Source organism: Sporomusa acidovorans (genome assembly GCF_900101845.1).
Taxonomy (GTDB): Bacteria; Bacillota; Negativicutes; order Sporomusales; family Sporomusaceae; genus Sporomusa; species Sporomusa acidovorans.
Genome location: NZ_FNAM01000022.1, coordinates 54,577 through 74,440 on the forward strand (window position 1 = coordinate 54,577; position 19,864 = coordinate 74,440).

Consider the following 19,864-nt stretch of genomic DNA (forward strand, 5'->3'; position numbering starts at 1 on the left):
TTAGCCTTACTCCTCTGTTGTATCAGGAAAGATATCTTCCAGTTTTATTTCCAACGCAGGGAAGCTAATAGGGATTATGGTATTATCGCGGGCAAAATACTCTGGCTCTCGATACTTAAATAGTTCCTCATTCAGATGGAAGCGGGTGATTATTTGGTTCGATGGGTCAACGATCCAATATTCCAGAACTCCGTTTTGTTCATAAAGCCGGCGTTTTTTAATAACATCATGGCTGGCAGTAGATCGGGACAACACTTCTATGATTAAATCGGGAGCGCCTTTGCAGCCTTGCGCGGTAATTTTGGACTTATCACAGATTACCGTAATGTCAGGCTCGACGGCATGGGGATTAGTTTCGTCTTTGGCAGTCTTATCGAAGGTTACTCCAAAGGGAGCGATAAAGGCCTCACAAGGCTTACCTTTAAGAAAAGTGGCAAACTCGACAAACAAGTTGCCAATAATCCTTTGATGCGTGGTGGAAGGAGGGGCCATAGCATAAGCAACGCCGTCAATAATTTCCCAGCGTTCATTCTCGGGCCAATTTAGGTAGTCGGCATATGTATATACTCGATCGTTCTTAATGGCGTTATTACTCATGCTGATCATCTCCCCTACAACATTGTTTGTATGTATTATATCAAATTATTGATGAACTACAAATAAGCAATGCTAATTTTGGGAATTTAGTTAATGAAATGTCAAATAAAAAAATAGGCCAACTTGGCCTATTTTTTTATTTGCTGTATAGCTAGAATTTTTGACTTAGCTCAATAAACACTGTTCGTCCGGCAGCTAAGGCGAAAAAGACTAAAATTGATTAAATAATCTGACGAAATGGAACCGCTTTGCCAAAGTAAGAAAGGTATGAAGCTTTAGAAAGGATTTATTATCCTTGTAGCTTCATGCCTTTTTATTTGAGTGAATTTTAAGCTTGACAGGAGAGTTATTATTTATGATAACGGTAACGCATGGTAGATAGTTATTTCTGGTATTTGGAATTTTCAAAATGCGCTGTGTTGGCGCAATATGATATAATATAATTTAGTTTGGCACTAATGCACGAAAAGGAAGGCATATCATGAACTGGTTTTTTTGGAAAAGGAATAACTGCAAGGAAGCGGATACCAGAATAGAGCAATTGGACGAAAATCTGCAGCAAATTAAAGATATGATACTTGCTGTAGGCAATACAGTTAATGATTGCTTGCTACAGCAGGAAGAGAGCGGTAAACAACTGACAAGATTGACTCGCCTGCAGTATAAAAGCGGGCAGGAAACACAGAGCAAGCTGGAACAGGTAGCGCAAGGCTTGCTGGCGGCGCAGCAGTGGCAGGACAAGTGTGGCGAGCTTGAGGCGCAAGCCAGCGTATGGAACCGGCAGCGGCAGTATGCGCTGGATGTATTGATAACCCAGTTAGATGACCTTGACAGTGCTTGCGCCGGGTTTAAAGGGGCTGAAAGTAATGATTGGCAGCCGTTGTTTGCAGGGTGGGCTCACAGAATAGTAACAGCGCTTGCGGAAATGGGGATTTATGAAATCGAGGTCATTGGGAAGGTATTTGACCCGCAAATAGCTGAAGGGCTGGGAACCGTGCTCCGGCCGCCGGCAGTTGAGGCTGCTATTCCTTATGAAGTGGCAGAAGTTGTAAAACGCGGTTTTATCAATAGCGAGGGACAGTTATTGCGTAAAGCGCAAGTAATTACCTATCTGGAGGGAATAGGATCAAATGATTAACAAAACACGTCCGGTAGTAGGCATTGACTTAGGAACAACAAATTCGGCAGTAGCATACATTGCTAAGGGCAAGCCGGCGATCATTCCGTCGCCGCAAGGACAGCGGATTATTCCCTCAGTAGTTATGCTTGATCTGCAGGGCAAAATTCTGGTAGGCGATGCGGCAAGGGCTGCGCAAGTAGCTATGCCGGACCGGGTTGTAGCGGCAGTTAAACGAAAAATGGGCTCGAATGAGCCAGTCGTTATGGCCGGGCAGGCTTTTTCTCCTCAAGAAATTTCGGCCATGATTTTAAAGGAACTCAAAAGCTTTGTGGATAGCGCTTTGGGGGAAGGGGAAAAAGAAGCTGTTATTACCGTGCCGGCTTATTTTACTGATGAGCAGCGCCGGGCGACCAAGCAAGCGGGGGAATTGGCCGGGTTTGTGGTAGAACGGATTGTTAACGAACCGACAGCTGCCGCCTTGGCGTTTGGATTAGAACGGCTCGAGGAAGACAAGCATATTCTGGTATATGATTTAGGCGGCGGCACCTTTGACGTTTCGGTTGTCGAAATGATGAGCGGTATTTTGGAGGTAAAAGCATCAGCCGGCAATAATCACCTTGGTGGCGAGGATTTTGATTGGCTGTTAGTGAATTGGCTGGCAGGCAAGATTAAAAAAAGCCATGGAATAGATCCGCTAAACGATATGCGGGCTAAGAGCTTGCTTAAGGAACAGGCCGAAAAGATTAAGATCGAATTATCTTCTGCTGAAAAAACAGCCATCCATTTGCCCTTGGTAGTGATGAAAAATAATCGGCCGGTAGGTTTATCCACAGAAATTACCAGGCAAGATTTTGTCGGCCTTATTGAGAACCTGCTTACCGAGACTGTGGAGTGTGTACGGCGAGCCATGGCTGACGCCAAGGTGGAAGTGTCTGAGATCCAGGAGATTTTGCTGGTGGGCGGCTCGACCCGCATACCACGGGTGCGTGAGCTGCTGACAGCGTTTTTTGGCAAAGAACCGCGGTGTGACGTTAATCCTGATGAGGCAGTGGCGTTAGGGGCAGCGGTGCAGGCTGGCTTAAAATCAGGCGAGTTGTCGGACAGTGGTCTGATTATTACCGATGTAGCACCATTTTCATTAGGGACAAGTATCTTGGATGAACACAGAGGGATGACCCGCGACGGTGTATTCAGCGTAATTATTCCCCGGAATACTACTATACCGGTAACCCGTACTGAACGGTTCTATACAGCCACGCCGGGGCAAACTTCCGTCCAGGTTGATATTTATCAGGGTGAGCATGAACTGGTAAAATATAATCACAGTTTGGGAGAGTTTTTGCTGGAAGGTATACCGGCTAATTACAGGAAAGTGGAGCCTATTGATATTACATACCGGTATAATCTCAATGGTATTTTAGAGGTTACTGCCAAATGCGTCAGCAATGGCCGGGAAGAGTCGCTGACCGTCCAGGACGCATTAGCAAGAGATTCTGAACAGCAATTTGCGGCAAGTGTGGACAAGCTGCAGGCCCTGTATGAAAATGCGCCAAAAGAGGAACCCGATATGGACAGTGAATATTATTTACCGGATTTTGCCGATGATGAGGACGGGGATGGGGCGGCAACGGCTTCCTTGGAAGAGCTCCGCGAAGAATTAGGCATGCTGCAGAACCGGCTAGCGGCAATCAAGCAAGAAAGCAACGAACTTACGCGGAAAAAGCTAGGTAAGCTTGAACACCGTTTGGACGAGGCCAAGTTGTTGGAAGATACGGCAGATATCCAAAAAATTATCGACGAGGCGACAGATGTGTTGATTGATTTGGAGATGGAGGCTGAGGAATAAATGCCGGAGCAGGAAACGCTTTTCGCTGAGTTGCTTCACCAAGAGAGTAGTCCGGTTCCCGGACAGGCGGCTGCCGGGAAAAAAGGCGGCAAATCAGGACTAAAGCGGCGCAAGAAGGCCAAGCGCGAGGTAGAAGACTATTATGCTCTGTTAGAGATAAATCAAGATGCTGCAGCTGCTGAGATCAAGCGGGGGTATTTGCAAAAAATCAGACAATACCCGCCGGAGAACTATCCGGTAGAGTTTGAACAGATACGCAAAGCCTACGAAACCTTACGGGATGCTGAACTGCGCAAAGAGTATGATATTGTGCGGCAGTACGGTGAATCTATTCAAGATTTAATGGAAGAAGCGGTTGGCGGCAAGGGGATAACAGCCCAGTCGGTCAAACTTTTAGAGCGGGCTGTTAAGATTGATCCATCGCATGTCAGGGCCCGTCTGGCGCTTGCCTATGCCTATATTTCCCGTGGCAATGATATTGCTTTTCAGGGACATTTTTATGAACTTATGAGGCAAGCGGAGCCGGATAAGCGGCTTGAAATAAAGGCGACTAAAATTATGCAGCTGCTACGAGTAGGACGTACAACAGCGGCATTTGATGAATTGCAAAAAGTCACAGCAGCGCAGCCGGATGCGATTAAGAAAATTTGGCCTGTGTATATAAATGTTTATGGCGCAGCTTGCCGGGAGGATGAACTGCTGGCAGAGCTTGAAGCGGCCGTAAAAGCTATTGAAATACCGGAACCGGCTGACGCCGAGCTGTATTCAGCTTGGATTCAAGCTGTCAATGCTTTTGACGAGGGCGGGAGAAAAGCCGACAGAGTTCTGAGCACCGCGAAAAAATGGTTGAAGAATTTTACGAATACGGCAGACCTGGTGCACATTTCGAAAATTTTTCTTAAAAAATATGAAAAATGCCGGGAAGAAACCGACTATTATGGCGCAAAAATATTCATTGATTTAGCCGGTATGGCCGACCGGAAAAATCCGGATTTGCGGCAATATGCGCAGGAAATCCAAACAATCGTGCAGATACTGCGGGAAGTTGATCGTATTTTTGAAGATGAAAGACTGTTTCCCGGCATTATTATTGAGGTCTTGCGCTGGGTAGGTGATGAATTCCATGTTTTGGAGGACGAACTGGAAGAAATGTCCTACTGGCTGCCGCCAGAATTTCATGAAGAGATGTTAGACATGGATGAAGCTTATGCTGCCGGTATTTTGCTTTTGAAGAAGCGTTATCCTGTGATATACCGGCATTATCAACAGCGCTGGGAGGCTTTGTTTAAGGAAAAAACGGCTGGTTTAAACAGGGAAGAACGGCGCAGCTTAAGGTTGTAGGGTGTCGGTGAGTGTAAATGCCAAATAAAAAATAGGCCAAGTCGGCCTATTTTTTATTTGCTACGATTATAATTAAAACTTTTGAGTTAGTTCAACAAACACTGTTCGTCCGGCGGCTAAGGTTTCCCGGTAATACTGGCGGTCAAATAGATTGCTTACTTCCAGAGAAATGGCAGTATCGGGTGTAAAGCGATAAGAAAACTTAGTATCAACAACAAAGAATGGTTCGTAAGCACCGTAGCCGTTAGCCGGTTCGGTATTATTGTCCGATTCATAGGTACGGGATAGATAACGGCCCTCCAGGTTGGCAGTTAATTTTTCATGCTGATAGGTAAAACCAATATTAAAAGCATCTTTAGGTACGGTTGGAACTTGTTTGCCGACAAGCGTTGTGTCGGAATTGGCGGTGATTTTTGAATTGTTGTGGGTGTAATTGATATAACCGGAGGTTTCTGGACTAAACTTGTGGTTTAATTCCAACTCGATGCCTTTGATTTCCGCTTTACCGGCGTTTTTCCACTGTAACTCTTGTTTATCGGCAGTGAGCATGCGAATAAATGACTGGTAAATCATATCAGTGACATTGTTTTGAAAAACAGAAACCTTTGCTGTCGTATTAGGGGAGACCTTGTGCGTTACGCCAAGCTCGTACGAATTGGCTTTCTCCGGTTTTAAATCAGGGTTCGGTAGTAAAAGCGTCCGGGTAACATCCCAGCGGCGGGATAGATTAAAGATAGACGGACTGGAAAAAGATTTTCCGGCGGAAGCATACCAGGTGGTGCTGGCATCTGCTTTAAAAAGAAGAGATGCTTTTGGCGAAAAGTTATTCTCCGATTTTTTTTGCATGCTGCCAGCGAGATTATAACCATTGGTAAATTTCCAGTTATCATAGCGTCCGCCAACGAGCATGGTAGTTTGCGGAGTGAATTCCATCTCATCTTGAAAGTAAATAGAGTTTGTGGTGGTTTTCCCGCCGGATCGCTCGAGTAATTTATTGATACTACTAATGTCACGCGGATTGGTTAATAAATAGGTTTTGCCGTCGCATTTATCTACCTTTGAACTGACACCGACGGTTAGTGTATTATTAGGGTTGATTTTCCAGTTGAGGTTGACTTCACCTTCACGGGTTTTAACCGGATTGGTATTATAATTTTTACCGGTAATTGTCCAGTAATCGCTGAAGTTCAGTTCACTGAAACGAAAATTTAGCATTTTATCCGGGGCAAGCTTCGCCTGATAGCCTACCTTTAGGGTTTCATTAGTGCGATTGCCTCTGTCGGTTTTAATGGAGTATTGGTAAGTACCTTCAGAACGCCCTTTGCTGATGATAAGTTTATCGGTAGCGTTAATATGATAAATGATTTTACCACTGTATTGTTTATTGTCCGAACCAAATTTACCTTCGTCAGGGTTTGCCGGATTAAGAATATAGCCGTCGGTATCATTTTTACTATAGTTAAGATAATATTCCAATTTGCCTTCAACACCGTTATGGCTGAAGGTTTGGGAGTGGGTGCCGTTGGTGCCTGTGCCCGCAGTTACGGTAGTTTCGGGCTTAGCCGCTTCTTTAGTAATAATATTGACTACGCCGCCCATGGCGCTTGAGCCGTACAAGGCAGAGAAGGGGCCACGGATGATTTCTACCCGTTCAATACTATCAATAGGGATACCGGACCACTGCGGGCCGCCAGTATAGCCATTATTAAGCGGCATGCCATCTTGCAGGAAAAGAACACGGTTTTGGCTAAGACCACGTATGGATATTTTAGTGCCCTTCATACCGCTTTGCTCTTTGATATACAAGCCGGGAACATTGCGTAGGGCATCGCTGAGGGTTCTTACATTGGATTTCTTCATGTCTTCTGCGGTAATGACCGTAACGGCGGCCGGAACATCCTTAATACTTTTCTCAGTTTTAGTGGCAGTTACAACGACTGTGTCTAAGTCAAATTGTTTGGTTTCTTCTGCGGTTGCGGCCACTGCTGAATTGCTCAGCAGCAGGCTTGTCAGTGCTGTCATTAGGGTTAATTTGTGCGGTTTTCTTATCATAATAGGTTAGCTCCTCTCGTCATTGGACAATTTTTTGCAGGGAGTACCATGTTTCTTCATTAAGAACGCCGTACATGGGGCTTATCTTCCAACCAGTCAGCGTCGCATTGTGCGGTTGGATGAAGTTATCCCAATAAAGCGGGATGGCGGGGAGGTTTTCCGCATAATATTGCTGCAGGGCAGCACTGTATTTTTTGTATTCTTCAGGAGCAAGGGTGCTATTCAGCTTGTCTGCAAGGTCTTTAAACTTGGTGTCGCCTACCATTGCCCAGCCGATATTGCGGGCATCGATATAGCCTGTGCCCATGCCGCCCCACATCATCATGCCCCAGGGAGTGGTGCGGGAGAGCAGGCTGGTATGGGATTTGTCCTTATCGCTAATGGTCCGGTAGAGCGTGGCATCCACTGTTTTGAGGGTAAGCTTAACCCCGATGTTGGCAAAATATTTTTGCAGAAGTTCAGCCAGTCGGATATTTTCCGGGATATCGTTGCGCAGGAGCAGTTCAAAGGTGAGCGGCCGGCCGTCTTTTTCCCGGATAGCGCTGCCTGTTAGGCGGTAGCCGGCCTGTTCCAGCACAAGCCGGGCTTTTTCCGGATTAAATTCCAGCGGGCGGGTTTCGACAAAGCCTTGTGTGCCTCGCGGCACAAGGCCGGCAGTTGGTACAGTACCATTGTTAACCGCAAATAAACGGACAAGTTCGTCATAGTCAATGGCGTAGGAAAGTGCGGTGCGGACCTGCGGGTCGTTGACCAGGGGCTTAGTAACATTGAAGATCAAGGCTTTGCCGACACCCAGATTGGGAATATTTATGATTTTTAGCTTGGGGTTCCTAGCCAGACTGGCGGCATAAATGGGGTCGGTTCCCGTCGAATAGGTATAGGGCAGGTCGACTTCGCCATTTTGCAATGCCATATAGAGCGCATCGGGATTTTTAAACAGCCGGACTTTGATTTCCGGTATGGGCGGTGTGCCGCGAAAGTAAGTATTATTAGCTTTAAAGGTAACAATGCCGGCATTGGGATCAAATTTCTCAAATTTATACGCTCCGCAGCCGATGGCCGCTTGGGGGTCATTATAGGCAGCCGGATTATCCACCATCGCAAAAATATGCTGCGGCAGGACTCTCAGTACTAGCAAATTGACCAGAAAACGGGGATTAGGCTGAGAAAGGGTGATGACAACAGTTTGATCATCAGGGGCTGCTATTGATTTGACCAAGGAAAAATGCCGCTTATACTCGACGCTGTGTTTGATGCTGTATTCGATGGTGAATTTTACATCAGCGGCTGTCACTTTAGTGCCATCATGCCAGGTTACGCCGTCCTGCAGGCGGAAGGTCCAGGTTTGACCGTCGGGAGTATTCCAGGACTTAGCTAAATCACCGGTAAAATTACTGTTTTCATTCAGTTTGACAAGTCCTTTATGAGTAAAGATGGAACGCAGTATACCGAAGTTATAGTCATCAATATTGATGTTTTCTATTTTCATAGTGCTGCCGATGGTTAAAGACTGTATTGCCGCAGAACTGTCGGCAACGGCTTGCTTGTGATTGCCGCAACCGGTAATGAGGCAAGTGAAAAGCAGGATTAATAAGAGTCCGAGAGCAGGTAAACGCCGCATTCTATTCCTCCATTTATGTTTTGTATAGTTTGCCAATACACCATCCGCCTGCAGCATTCTTCATCACGTAGATAACATGGCCTGGCGCAGGGAAAACAGGCCGCCTGACCGGGGTAGAATTTCTGAGGGAAGACCGGCTATGACAATTTTGCCGTTTGCCATGCTGACCATGTGATCGGCGCAGCTTTTGATAATGTCGGGGTCATGGGAGATTAAGATAAGGCTGAGACCGGTTTGCTGCTGAACGGTTTTGAGTAGAGCAAGGATTTGCGCTTGGACGGAATTATCCAGCATAGCCGTAGGTTCATCGGCAATAATAACTTCCGGCTCAAGACCTAACGCTCTGGCGATAACAATACGCTGCGCCTGCCCGCCGGAGATTTGCCAGGGGTATTTTGCCAGCACATCAGGCGATAGTTGGGTAATATGTAAAAGCTTGTCCAATTTGTCTAAGCCCTGGCGGCGAGAGTGGATTAGCTTATGGACATAGAGCGGTTCAAGCAGTGCGCTGCCGATTGTTTGCCGGGGATCAAGCGCCAGGCCGGGGTGTTGAAATATCATTTGCAATTTGCGGCAGAAAAGTTTTCGTTGGGACGCTGTCAAGCGGGTAAGCGAGCTTCCCTGATAAACAACCTGGCCGGCCGTTGGCGGGAGAAGTCCGGCTATCAGCCGGGCTAGCGTTGACTTGCCGCTGCCGCTTGCTCCCATGATGCCTAAGGTTTTTCCCGGCGCTACCTGGAAAGAGACATCGCGTACGGCATACGTTATGTTCTTGGTTAATAAACCGTGGATAAAATATTTGGTTAGATGGATTACTTCAAGCATGCCAGCACCTCACAACAGAATATGATCCGCACTGTTGCAGGGAGGGATGTTCGGTCAGGCAAAGCTGTTGCTGAGAAGCACTTAAATTGGTATACAGAGCGCACCGCTCTGCAAAACGGCAGCCGGCAGGCAGTTCGGTCATCATAGGCGGCAGACCGGGAATGGGAATAAGGCCCTGCGACGGGTGGGCGGCTAATAATTGGCGGGTATAGGGGTGTCGCGGCTTAGACAGGATGGTTTCAGCCTGGCCTGTTTCTACAATCTCACCGGCGTACATGACGATAACAGCCTGGCAAGTGGCAGCAACCTCAATATCGTGGGTAATGATGAGCAGGGCGCTACTCTCCAATATCCGGTGCATGAGCAAGACATTTTGATTACGGGTGTCAAGGTCAAGTCCTTTCGTGGGTTCATCGGCAATAACCAGCCGAGGTGTGCCGGCCGTAGCGATCGCCAACAATACCCGCTGCGCCATTCCCCCGGACAATTGATGCGGATAGGCATGATAGACTGTCTCCGGCCGGGCAAACCCGGCCGCATGAAAAAGTTCAAGGGTGGCGTGATAAAGATCATTTTTATGTAACCTGGGTTTGACTTTTTGCAGAGCTTCCCTTACCTGGAACCCTGCCGTGAATACCGGATTAAGACTTCCCGCCGGATTTTGCGGGATAAGGGATAATTCTTTGCCGCGAATGCTTTTTAGCAGCCGCCCGGATAGCGGTTGGTCCTCCCAGGTAATCTTTCCCTGCGCGTGGGCATTAGCGGGCAGAATACCGACGATAGCCGCCGCCAGTACCGACTTGCCGCAGCCTGTTTCGCCAATGACAGCTGCTTTTGTTTTTTCGGCCAAAGCAAGATGGACTTCATTGACAGCCTGCAAGCGGGAGGGGCCGACAGTAAAAGTGACGCGTAACCGGTCAATGTTAAGCAGCATCGGCAGTATCATCCGGTGATGTCTGTATTTTATTTTCCCTGGACATTTGCTCCAACGAAAAACCAAGCAGCGTGAAACCCAGTGTGGCGGCAGCAATGCACAGGCCGGGCGGCAGATACCAGTGCCACAGGTCGTTGACGAAGCCGCCGCGATGAAAAGCGTAGTAGAGGATTGTCCCCCAGCTTATTGTCAAAGGGTCGCCAAGTCCGAGAAAGCTAAGTGCCGATTCATTCAGCATAGCGTACGCTACGGAAAGAATAAATTTGGCGGCAATGACTTCCGCTACGTTGGGAAAAATATGTTTGAGGATAATTTGATATTCCGGAATGCCAAGCCCCTGCAGGGCTTCCACAAAAGGAAGATTTCGAAGCTGCAGTACACGGGCTTTAACTACTCTGGCTGTAGAACACCAACTGAGCAGGCCAATAATGGCAACAATATTGCCAAGGTTTGGTCCAAGATAAGCGGCTAAGGTTATCATGAGCGGCAGCATCGGAATCAGCAGGATAATATCAATGAAGCCGTTGAGAAGATGGGCTGTATAACCCCGGCAGTAACCTGCCAAGATACCGATGGTCGCACCCAAGCCGGCGGAAGCGACCGCGGCGGTGATACCGACAAGCAGAGAAACACGGCTGGCAAGCAGGAGTTGCGTGAAAATATCATGACCGACATCATCGCAACCTAATAGATGCTCAGCTGAAGGCACCGCAAACGGCGTAAACCGCTCAGAGGAGGAGTAAGGGACCAAGAGTGGCGCCAATAGTGCGAGCAGTAGCAGCGCCAGCAGCAGCAATAAACCGCAGTACGCCGTAGCCGGCAGGCGGTAGAGGGACATAAAAAAGCCTCCGTGATGTTAGTGTGAGGGTGAAATGCGGGGGTCGGCTATGCCGTAAGCCAAGTCGGCAAGCAGGTTCGCCAAGACCACAAATAGTGTAAGAATAAGAAAACAGCCCTGTAATAGCGGATAATCGCGATAAATGGCGGCTTCGTAAATGAGCGTACCCATACCGTTGATGGAAAAGACAATCTCAATTACTAAAGCCCCGGATACAATAAAGCCGATGTTTAAGGCAATCTGACTTAGCAGTGGCAAGCAGGCGTTGCGCAGCAAATGGACAGCCAGGATGCGGCAGGTGGATAATCCTTTGGCGGTGGCGTACGTGATATAGTCTTCATGCCGCTCTTTGGCGGCACTGTTACGCATGAGCAGCAGTTTGGACGATGTGGCCGCTATGGTCAGAGCCAGTATCGGCAGTGCTAAGTGCCACAAAGTATCCAGAAGATAGGCAAAGCTTGAATGATTGTTGCCTGAACCCAGGCCACCCAGCGGAAAGAGCCGCAGTTCAAAAGCGAATAGCTTTAACAGCAGCATGCCGATGAGAAATTGCGGGAACGAATAAAACAGCAGTGATCCGCAGGTTAGCGTGCTGTCAAGCTTGGAGCCGCTTTTCCAGCCGGCAATTGTTCCCAGAAGTATTGCCAATAACGAGGAAAAGACAACAACCGGGACCAGTAAGGCCAGCGTCCAGCCCAAGTGTTGTTTGATTGCCTGGGCAACAGGCTGGCGGCAATGGTAGGAATAACCAAGATCCCCTTGGCTTAAGGCCTGCCAATAAGACAGATATTGCTGCCAGAGCTGTTTGTCCAGACCGTATTTGCTCCGTAATTCCGCAAAATCAGCGCCTGTTACTACCGCCGCATCCTGTCCCAGCAGTGTGATTGCCGGATCACCAGGCATGAGCCTGGGCAGGGCAAAATTAAGGGTTATAATAAGAAAAAACGTAATAAGCAACCGAAAAGATCGTTGAAAATATAGCGTATTAACCATTACCCCCTGCACAAAAAAATAAAAGGTATGAAGCCATGGACATAGACACAGGCTTCATACCTTGTTGTTAGAATCTTCATGATTCTTATAATCATATTAATGATACACTTATTTGTAAAAGTATGTCAATACTAAGAAGTTGATATTTGTACTAATATTTCACAAAGGGGTCACTTTTCTTTCTTATACAAATTTTATATGTACAGTTTTTTTAAGATAAAAAATAAGAAGCAACTGGCTCAAGGAAAGTTATACTTAAACCAGATTTGCTTCTTAATGTAGTTCTATCAATACTATGCAAATATAACTATCAAAATTCCAGATAAAATTCCTAATGTAATACTAACCTTAAGCCGTAGACTTCTGTTATAAATTATAGGATCATCTGGCTTTGCATAAGTATGCATCATATAGTCCCACAAATAATATATAAACACAAAACCTACTAACCCCATGGAAATAAATTTAAATGCAATTAATCCTAAAGACATTATTCATTTCCCCTTGATTTTTATGTGCAAATATCGACAATGCTGTTAGCAGATTGACGAATAACCCCTAATTTTTTTTGATATACCACATTAGGCTTTATAACAGAAAACTGTTTTTCATCAATTTGGCGTAAATCTACAAATAATGTTGCTTTCCATAGACCGTATAGTTTTTTCGCTCAATAACTGCCATTTTTATATAGGTAGCCAACCGGTGGCAACTACAACTTTTGTCGAATATAGCTGCGTTCATTATTTGCTTAATTCTAATATTTGTTTCTAAATGTGTCCATACAATGCGTATATTTATAGGTTGCTTATATTTGAATTCATCTAATATGGCAATAGCCACAAGTAATTCATCTGACGCTAAAAAGCGGTTGGTTATATTAACGGGATTAGCATTTGTTGTGCTTCCTTTACATAGTATCAGCATATTATCTACAGCGTTTTACCAAAATTATCCAGCTACATAACCTTCGTCTACAAAATCTACATTATCCATTTCTGTAACACCAATTGAATCCGGTCCTTCTATACCGGAAAAGACATTTTCAACTCCAGTAGCTATCCCATTTACAGCCAGTGCTCCAGCACCAAAAACACCTGCGCCTGCAGCTGCCGCAGCCATACTAAAATGGCCAGTCACTTCGCCATGAGCATTTAAAGCTACGTCTGCAGCAACCGCACCTGCCCCTCCAACTGCAGCGCCTGCAGCCATTGCTCCACTAACCGATACAATTTCAGCCATCTTTTTTCCCCCTCAAATTTATTAACTTTCCCAGTACCACCTGTTTTTTCAAAATACTAACCTTGTTGTTAACCTGACATTTTGACACCTACTTTCTATTTAAGAGTATAAAAAAACCACAAAAGACATCCGCCATTCTTGGCGAAATTCCTTCATGGTATTTTTCAAGATATAGAATTGTCCTTTATTGTCATTTTTCAAAATTAGTATTCACTACTAATTAATTACAAGTTTAGCATATTTAGTTAAAATATGTCAATAATTTTATCGGCTAGAATTTGGCATTTCACAAATGTATTGTTTTTATTCCCTTATATTTGATTGAATGATAAATATCTTAATAGACTTAAAAAAGAGGAAAAATTAAAAATAATATCTTGTATAAAAGAGAAAAATAGGTTACATTATAAATAAATACTTACTACCTTGGTAGTAATAAACAGAGGCGTTTACAATAAAAAAACAAAATTATTTTTCTGAACATGAAGTAATTAATTGCTTTAGTGAACTAGGACTGTCAAAATATGAGGGAAAAATTTACTTAGCGTTACTTCGTCATAATCTTAGTTATGGCAGTGAGATTCAGAAACTTTCCGGTGTTCCCGGCCCGAAAGTATATGAAACATTAAATGCTCTTATAGATAAGGGATTGATCTACCCTTCCGGTGAAAATCCGGTTCGTTATCAGCCTTTGCCGCTTGAAAATTTTATAAATTGTAATATTAAAAAATATAAGAGAATTAATAACTATTTACTTATGCATAAGGATGCTATAAGCCAAAATAAATATCCCAATTGGCTGTGGCAGATTCAAGGCGATGATAACCTTGTGGACAAGGCCAGGGAGTTAATTGATAAAGCGGAAAAAACTATTTTGCTAAGTTTTTGGTATGAAGATGGCGTCAATATCCAAAAGCAATTGGAGGCTGCAATTAAACGTGAAGTAAAAGTAATAAGCAATCAGATGAGTGAGAGAATATTACCACTTGGGCAGGTATTTGGTCATGAATCCTGGACAGTTGTTGAAAAAATACATGTTTCTGAGTTTATTATGGTAGTTGATGATTTATATGGGATGTTTGCTTTTAAAAATCAGGACCAAAAAGTCGAAGGTTATTATTCTTTTAATCAAGGTGTGATTAGGATACTGGATACTTATATCCGGCATGATATATACATTAATAGGCTGCTTGCTGATTTTAGGGAACCAATAATAAAAAAATATGGAAAAGACTTGGAAAAATTACTGAATTTATTCGGTGACTAACTAACCTTCAGATGAGGTTAAGATTCAACTGAAGTTAAATTTATTCTATAACGATTTGAAAATCGTTAAGTCCGTATTTGTTGTTGAAACGACAAAAAAGGTCACTTTCTTTGTCTATTGTAGAAACAATAGGCTAAAAGAAGGTGACCTTTTTTATTAGAATTAGGCAGGAAAGGAGGTGAAAAAAACGATGAGTAGTAACGTCAGGTGCCTGGCACCGCATAAACGGGAACAGGTGCTTCCCTTGCCGGTTGTATTACTATCTACTATGAGTAAAGACGGAATTCTAAATTTAGCTCCCTGGTCTAACATTACACCCATTCTGCGTCCGCTGGATGAAATTATTCTGGCTTCCTGGATTAAGCGGGATACCCTCAATAATATCAGAGATACCGGTGAGTTTGTCGTCAATATTCCGCCGGTCAGTATGACTGAGCAGGTTATGGTTTGTTCAAAAGATTATCCGCCGGAGGTGAATGAGTTTGCCGAAGCCCATTTGCAGCCACGTTTGTCGCAAAAAGTTCAGGTTCCCGGTGTAGAAGGTTGTCTTGCTTGGCTGGAATGCACGTTGACAGAGGAAATAAAAAGGGAAAAATACTATTTAGTGATTGGCAAAGTTGTGAATTTGGCAGTTGATCAGCAGTATTTTAATGAAGCCGGTGAAATGGATTACGAGAAGGCCCAGCCATTGTCCGGTATCCTGGGAGAAAAAGGTATGTGGTTTACTAGGCCTGTTTTTGGCGGAAGGTATGCAGAATATGCGGAAATGTTTACCGGTAAAAGTGTAGCGGCAAAATAGGAGTTAAAGGAATAAAGCCTACCGGATGAAGCAGACGTGCCTTCATCCGGTAGGCTTTATAAAAAAGAAGCAAAAAAGTGGTGATATGGAATGCCTGCAAAAAAAAAGATTTTAACCTGTACAATAGTATTGGGGTTCGGAATTTGCGGAGCTTTTTCTCCCGTGCGGGCGGAAGAGGTTGCTAACTTTGACATGGAACAAATTATTGTTACTGCCGATGCCGAGAAATCGGCGGAGCAAAGCGAGAGCAGTATAGTCAGTACAAAAATTGTTAAACCGGGTAAAGCGACTAATGTTTCCGATTTACTGACTGACTTGGTGGGTGTGGACATCGTGCGGCGGGCCATAGTCGGCGACAATCAAGATACAGTAAAACTCAGGGGCTTTGACGGTTCGCGGTTTATGGTTTTAATTGATGGCAGGCCGGTTAATTCTGCCGGAGTCGTAGGCGGCTGTTATGTGGATTGGGGGACATTTCCCCTGGACAATGTGGATAAAATAGAAGTAATTCGGGGTCCGAAGTCTGCCGTCTACGGTAATACGCTGGGGGGAGTTATCAATATCATTACGAAACAGGGCGGCACAAAACCATATACCAGTCTGCAAACCATGTGGGGCAGCAAAAACCTGGAGAGATATCAATTTGAGCACAGTGGCAAACAAGGTAATTTAAGCTACGTGATAACTGCCGGCAAAGATAAAAGGGATGCTTATTTGCGTAATAACTATTTTGACAGCGAAAACTATTCCCTGAAGACCACATATTCTTTTCCAACTAAAGAAGAATTGACGGTCGGCATTCAATCGACAAGGACAAAACGCGGATATATTATGAGTAATCGTCAGTCACAAGACCCGGACAATCCTTTATATTACGAACCCATAGACCCGGACTACCCTGTAGCGGACGGTGAAAGCATTCCGCTCGGCGGACCGCCGGTTTGCAGCCCTAATTCCCGTGCCTACGCAGACAAAACCAAAACATATTACGATATCTCTTATCGTAAGCCTACCCGTGACGGTTTTTGGAAATTGCAATGGTTTAAGAACAAGGAAGACCGGAAAGATTATAATTATTCCGCCGCAGATGCCGGTAAACTGATTTTTGACCGGAAGACAGGAACTGACCGGTCTCAGGGGTGGGCTTTACAGCAGGTAAAAAACATTGGAAGCCACAAGCTAACGTATGGCTGGGAACACCGGGATATTGGCTACGGCGACATCATCAATAATTATATCGATCCGGCCTTGATGGCCTATGCTTATCCGAATGAGCTTTCTTCGGAAAAGATGGATGTTGAAGGAGCGTACTTGCAGGATGAATATCAGGCGAATCCCAAGTTAACCTACTTATTTGGCTTACGCTACGATAAGTATGAGGGCCGTTCAGACAGAGATCCTAACGTTAAAATGAGACCCATTGACGGCAGCGCATTTAGTCCGAAGTTTGAAGTCAGTTATCAGTTTGACCCCCAAACCGTTGGCTATTTGTCCGTAAACCGAGGGTACCGGGTGCCGACTTTGCCTGAATTTTATTGGTGGTCGGAGGGATATATGAAAAACTATCCTGATATCAAATTAAAAGCGGAAGACGCCAGATTTTACGAGATCGGCCTTAAGAAAAAAATCAGTGACAAGACCAATTACCGGATTTCCGGCTATTATAGCGAAATCGGTGATTATATTTTCAACAATTTCAAAAGTGCCGGCAGTACCAATCAATATATGATATACAACATAGACAAAGCCAAAATTTGGGGATTTGAAGCGGACGGAGAGCATAAACTGCGGGATAACTTAACTGTTTTTGCTAATTATACCTATCAAAAGACTAAAAAACAGGGCGACCGCTATGATACTTTTCAGTTAAGCGATGAATTGGATTATCATCCTCGCAATAAAGTAAATGTCGGTTTTCGCTATACAACGGCAAATAATACACAAATTGCAATGAGTGCCCGCTATGTAGGGGAACAAAAGACTATTTACCGTTACACGAAAAACGGCGGTGTAGCCAACAAATTGGTATCATTGCCGGATTATACAACAGTTAACGTTAGTGCCAGCCGGATGATAAATAAAAATACGGAGGTTAGCTTGTTTATTGATAATATTTTTAATAAAGGATACAGTGAAACTTTCGGCTATCCGATGGAAGGAAGAACATATGGTGTTTCCTGCAAATATCAATTTTAATTATCCCTGATTAAAGGTATGAAGCCGATCAAGGACGTGAATAGTCCCTGATTGGCGGTAAAAATACGGTTCGGTTAGCCGTGAATCGAAAAATTAATAACGATACTAATATTTATGCATCCTGGGGCCAGTTCTTCAGAGCACCAATTGTTGAAGAACTGTATAGCCTTGGCTTGCCAATGGGTAATCCGGATTTACGCCCGGAAAAGGGGGACACGGTTACTTTGGGTATGAATACGAAGCTGAGTACTGGTACGAATTTGCAGGCCAGTGTTTTTAGCAACCGCCTTGATGATGCAATAGTATGGCAGCCCGCCACTTCTATTTTGGCCTGGAACAGCGGATGCAAGGCTAAGCACCGCCGGCTGTTTGTCGCTATGATCCGACAGGTTGGCATAAACACTTTTTGGATTTTGTATTTTGAGACAAGGTTGTCAATAGCTATTTCTGAGTAAAAACCCATATTTTTATAATTTTTTACAAAAATTATAAAAATATGGAAAAATACTCAAAACAATATTGACAATATATAAAATATATGGTAAATTTATGAAAGACAAGGGGGATTGTGAAAATATTCCCAAAAATATGATACGAAGATCATAGGTTCTTACTTTTTAACTAATTTAATAATCAATGATTAGTGGTCTGAAGGTCATTAGTTTTTTTGCTGTTGCTGAAGTGACAGCAGGAAACTAATGGCTTTTTATTTGAGAAATATGGCAGAAAGGAGGGATGTGGCAAATACGGAATAAAAGCCCTTGGTGACAGGAATTCACGCTATAAAGTTGATCAAGTGGATTGGTGGCCTGAAGGTCATTAGTTTTTGCTGTTGCTGAAGTGACAGCAGAAAACTAATGACTTTTATTTATTTAAAATCGCGGTGCTCCTAAGACGCCGGCACCAACAAGTAGTAAAGGACCATGGCAGGTGGTAAAGCGCGGCAATATTCCGCGTCGAAGGAAAGCGGGCAAGCCTGCTATAAGTAATTTGGACGAATAAATAGTAGGGAAAATTTTATATTTGATGTTGCTATACTGGAGGTGAAAACAAGTGAGTAATCAGGGCGAAATTTGGAGTGATGATTGAAAGGAGAGTTCTGTATGGAACTGTTGGCATTTTGGGTATTAGGCATAGCGATTGGAGCATTCGGTACGCTAGCTGGAATAGGCGGTGGTTTTTTTCTAGTACCTTTTTTTACTTTAGTTTTACACTGGTCTCCCCAACATGCGGTCGGGACTTCACTTTTTGTCGTCTTTTTAAATGCAGTTTCGGGTTCATTTGCCTATATTAAACAGAAAAAGGTTTACTATGATGCAGCAGTTCGATTTAGCCTTGCCGCCTTGCCCGGATCAATTATCGGCAGTTATATGGTCCAATACTTTTCAGGTAACAGCTTTCACATAACCTTCGGAATTGTACTTTTGCTTCTTGCCCTTTTCATGGTTTTTCGCTCATCTGTTAAAGGAGTAGAAGAAAACTTTCAAAAGGAATCTTTTTCCTACAACCGTCCCTTAGGTATTGGTATAAGTGTTATAGTGGGGTTTTTATCCAGCATATTAGGAATAGGCGGCGGCCTTATCCATGTTCCCGCTATGGTATACCTGCTTTTATTTCCTGCACATATCGCTACGGCCACCTCACACTTTGTCCTTGCCATTTCCACCCTCTTCGGAGCTGCTTCTCATTTGCTACTTGGCCACGTACTGTTACTACCAACAATAACCATAGGAACCGGAGCGGTTATCGGCGCACAAGCAGGCGCCAAATTATCCCTAAAAGTAAAATCCCGCAGAATAATCCTCCTGTTGTCTTTTGTTCTGTTTTCCGTAGGATTAAGACTGGTATGGGGCGGGTTTTAAGAGAAGGGATAAATAAAAAGTCCAAGGCAAAAATCCTTGAACAATAAATACTTTCGGGTTTCCGAGAGCGTACTACTGAAGAGGGGAGGGTTAATCAATGAATTGGCGAATCGAATTTCGGCGTTAAACTTACGTTTTTTTGTCCTTTGCATCCTTACTTCTCCGGCCACGAGATTTCTCTCGGTCGGCCGCCACTAAGATGCTATATCTTTAATCAGGACAAACCTTACGCCACCGTCATAAATTGGCAATGGCAGTAAGTTCCAGCTATTCAACACAGTTGCTGAGTGTATTTGTAGGTGGCAACAACTTCGGCTTGATCTAACAGAAC

General features: G+C 44.3%; 17 protein-coding genes and 1 pseudogene. 9 read left to right on the top strand and 9 right to left on the bottom strand.

What is annotated here, in order from left to right; all coding sequences use genetic code 11:
• Positions 1-6 precede the first annotated feature (6 nt).
• The gene (locus BLR65_RS15640) at positions 7-597 is read right to left on the bottom strand and encodes a Uma2 family endonuclease (protein ID WP_093795121.1); all 591 of its coding nucleotides are present in this window, start codon (positions 595-597) and stop codon (positions 7-9) included.
• Between the two features lie 481 nt (positions 598-1,078).
• On the opposite strand from BLR65_RS15640, the gene BLR65_RS15645 reads away from it, so the two are divergent.
• The 3 genes from BLR65_RS15645 to BLR65_RS15655 are packed head-to-tail and all read left to right on the top strand — an operon-like array spanning position 1,079 to position 4,904.
• Entirely contained in the window at positions 1,079-1,735 is a 657-nt protein-coding gene (locus tag BLR65_RS15645; protein ID WP_093795122.1) for a nucleotide exchange factor GrpE, read from the top strand.
• Positions 1,728-3,563, top strand: coding sequence for an Hsp70 family protein (locus tag BLR65_RS15650; RefSeq protein WP_093795123.1), 1,836 nt, complete (start codon positions 1,728-1,730; stop codon positions 3,561-3,563). The genes BLR65_RS15645 and BLR65_RS15650 overlap by 8 nt, the downstream gene beginning before the upstream one ends.
• Positions 3,564-4,904: a DnaJ domain-containing protein gene (locus BLR65_RS15655; RefSeq protein WP_093795124.1), complete on the top strand. Its 1,341-nt coding sequence runs from the start codon at positions 3,564-3,566 to the stop codon at positions 4,902-4,904. It abuts the gene before it with no gap.
• 72 nt (positions 4,905-4,976) lie between these two features.
• On the opposite strand, the gene BLR65_RS15660 is transcribed toward BLR65_RS15655, so the two are convergent.
• The 8 genes from BLR65_RS15660 to BLR65_RS15700 form a co-directional block, all read right to left on the bottom strand.
• Positions 4,977-6,956, bottom strand: a complete 1,980-nt coding sequence (locus BLR65_RS15660; protein WP_093795125.1) for a TonB-dependent receptor — start codon at positions 6,954-6,956, stop codon at positions 4,977-4,979.
• Positions 6,957-6,975: 19 nt separating this feature from the next.
• Positions 6,976-8,577: an ABC transporter substrate-binding protein gene (locus BLR65_RS15665; RefSeq protein ID WP_169716779.1), complete on the bottom strand. Its 1,602-nt coding sequence runs from the start codon at positions 8,575-8,577 to the stop codon at positions 6,976-6,978.
• Positions 8,578-8,640: 63 nt separating this feature from the next.
• Entirely contained in the window at positions 8,641-9,402 is a 762-nt protein-coding gene (locus BLR65_RS15670) for an ABC transporter ATP-binding protein (protein ID WP_093795127.1), read from the bottom strand.
• The gene (locus BLR65_RS15675; RefSeq protein WP_169716778.1) at positions 9,395-10,336 is read right to left on the bottom strand and encodes an ABC transporter ATP-binding protein; all 942 of its coding nucleotides are present in this window, start codon (positions 10,334-10,336) and stop codon (positions 9,395-9,397) included. Before BLR65_RS15675 ends, BLR65_RS15670 begins: the two co-directional genes overlap by 8 nt.
• On the bottom strand, positions 10,326-11,174 hold the full coding sequence (locus BLR65_RS15680) for an ABC transporter permease (protein WP_093795129.1): 849 nt from the start codon (positions 11,172-11,174) through the stop codon (positions 10,326-10,328). Before BLR65_RS15680 ends, BLR65_RS15675 begins: the two co-directional genes overlap by 11 nt.
• 18 nt (positions 11,175-11,192) lie before the next feature.
• Positions 11,193-12,167, bottom strand: a complete 975-nt coding sequence (locus BLR65_RS15685; protein WP_093795130.1) for an ABC transporter permease — start codon at positions 12,165-12,167, stop codon at positions 11,193-11,195.
• Between the two features lie 627 nt (positions 12,168-12,794).
• Positions 12,795-13,094: a hypothetical protein gene (locus BLR65_RS15695; RefSeq protein ID WP_093795132.1), complete on the bottom strand. Its 300-nt coding sequence runs from the start codon at positions 13,092-13,094 to the stop codon at positions 12,795-12,797.
• 24 nt (positions 13,095-13,118) lie between these two features.
• Positions 13,119-13,409: a hypothetical protein gene (locus BLR65_RS15700; protein WP_093795133.1), complete on the bottom strand. Its 291-nt coding sequence runs from the start codon at positions 13,407-13,409 to the stop codon at positions 13,119-13,121.
• 514 nt (positions 13,410-13,923) lie between these two features.
• Here BLR65_RS15700 and BLR65_RS31835 point away from each other — a divergent pair.
• The 6 genes and pseudogenes from BLR65_RS31835 to BLR65_RS15725 all read left to right on the top strand — a co-directional run.
• A pseudogene (locus tag BLR65_RS31835) lies at positions 13,924-14,100 on the top strand (helix-turn-helix domain-containing protein); the annotation flags it as partial.
• The gene (locus BLR65_RS15705; protein WP_143122594.1) at positions 14,101-14,676 is read left to right on the top strand and encodes a TrmB family transcriptional regulator sugar-binding domain-containing protein; all 576 of its coding nucleotides are present in this window, start codon (positions 14,101-14,103) and stop codon (positions 14,674-14,676) included.
• A gap of 190 nt (positions 14,677-14,866) precedes the next feature.
• On the top strand, positions 14,867-15,475 hold the full coding sequence (locus BLR65_RS15710; RefSeq protein ID WP_093795135.1) for a flavin reductase family protein: 609 nt from the start codon (positions 14,867-14,869) through the stop codon (positions 15,473-15,475).
• 90 nt (positions 15,476-15,565) lie between these two features.
• Entirely contained in the window at positions 15,566-17,671 is a 2,106-nt protein-coding gene (locus tag BLR65_RS15715; RefSeq protein ID WP_093795136.1) for a TonB-dependent receptor plug domain-containing protein, read from the top strand.
• Between the two features lie 80 nt (positions 17,672-17,751).
• Positions 17,752-18,126 carry a TonB-dependent receptor domain-containing protein gene (locus BLR65_RS15720; RefSeq protein ID WP_169716777.1) on the top strand — a complete coding sequence of 125 codons (375 nt, stop codon included), beginning with the start codon at positions 17,752-17,754 and terminating at the stop codon, positions 18,124-18,126.
• Between the two features lie 648 nt (positions 18,127-18,774).
• Complete coding sequence (locus BLR65_RS15725) at positions 18,775-19,533, top strand: sulfite exporter TauE/SafE family protein (RefSeq protein ID WP_093795138.1); 759 nt, start codon at positions 18,775-18,777, stop codon at positions 19,531-19,533.
• Positions 19,534-19,864: the final 331 nt, after the last annotated feature.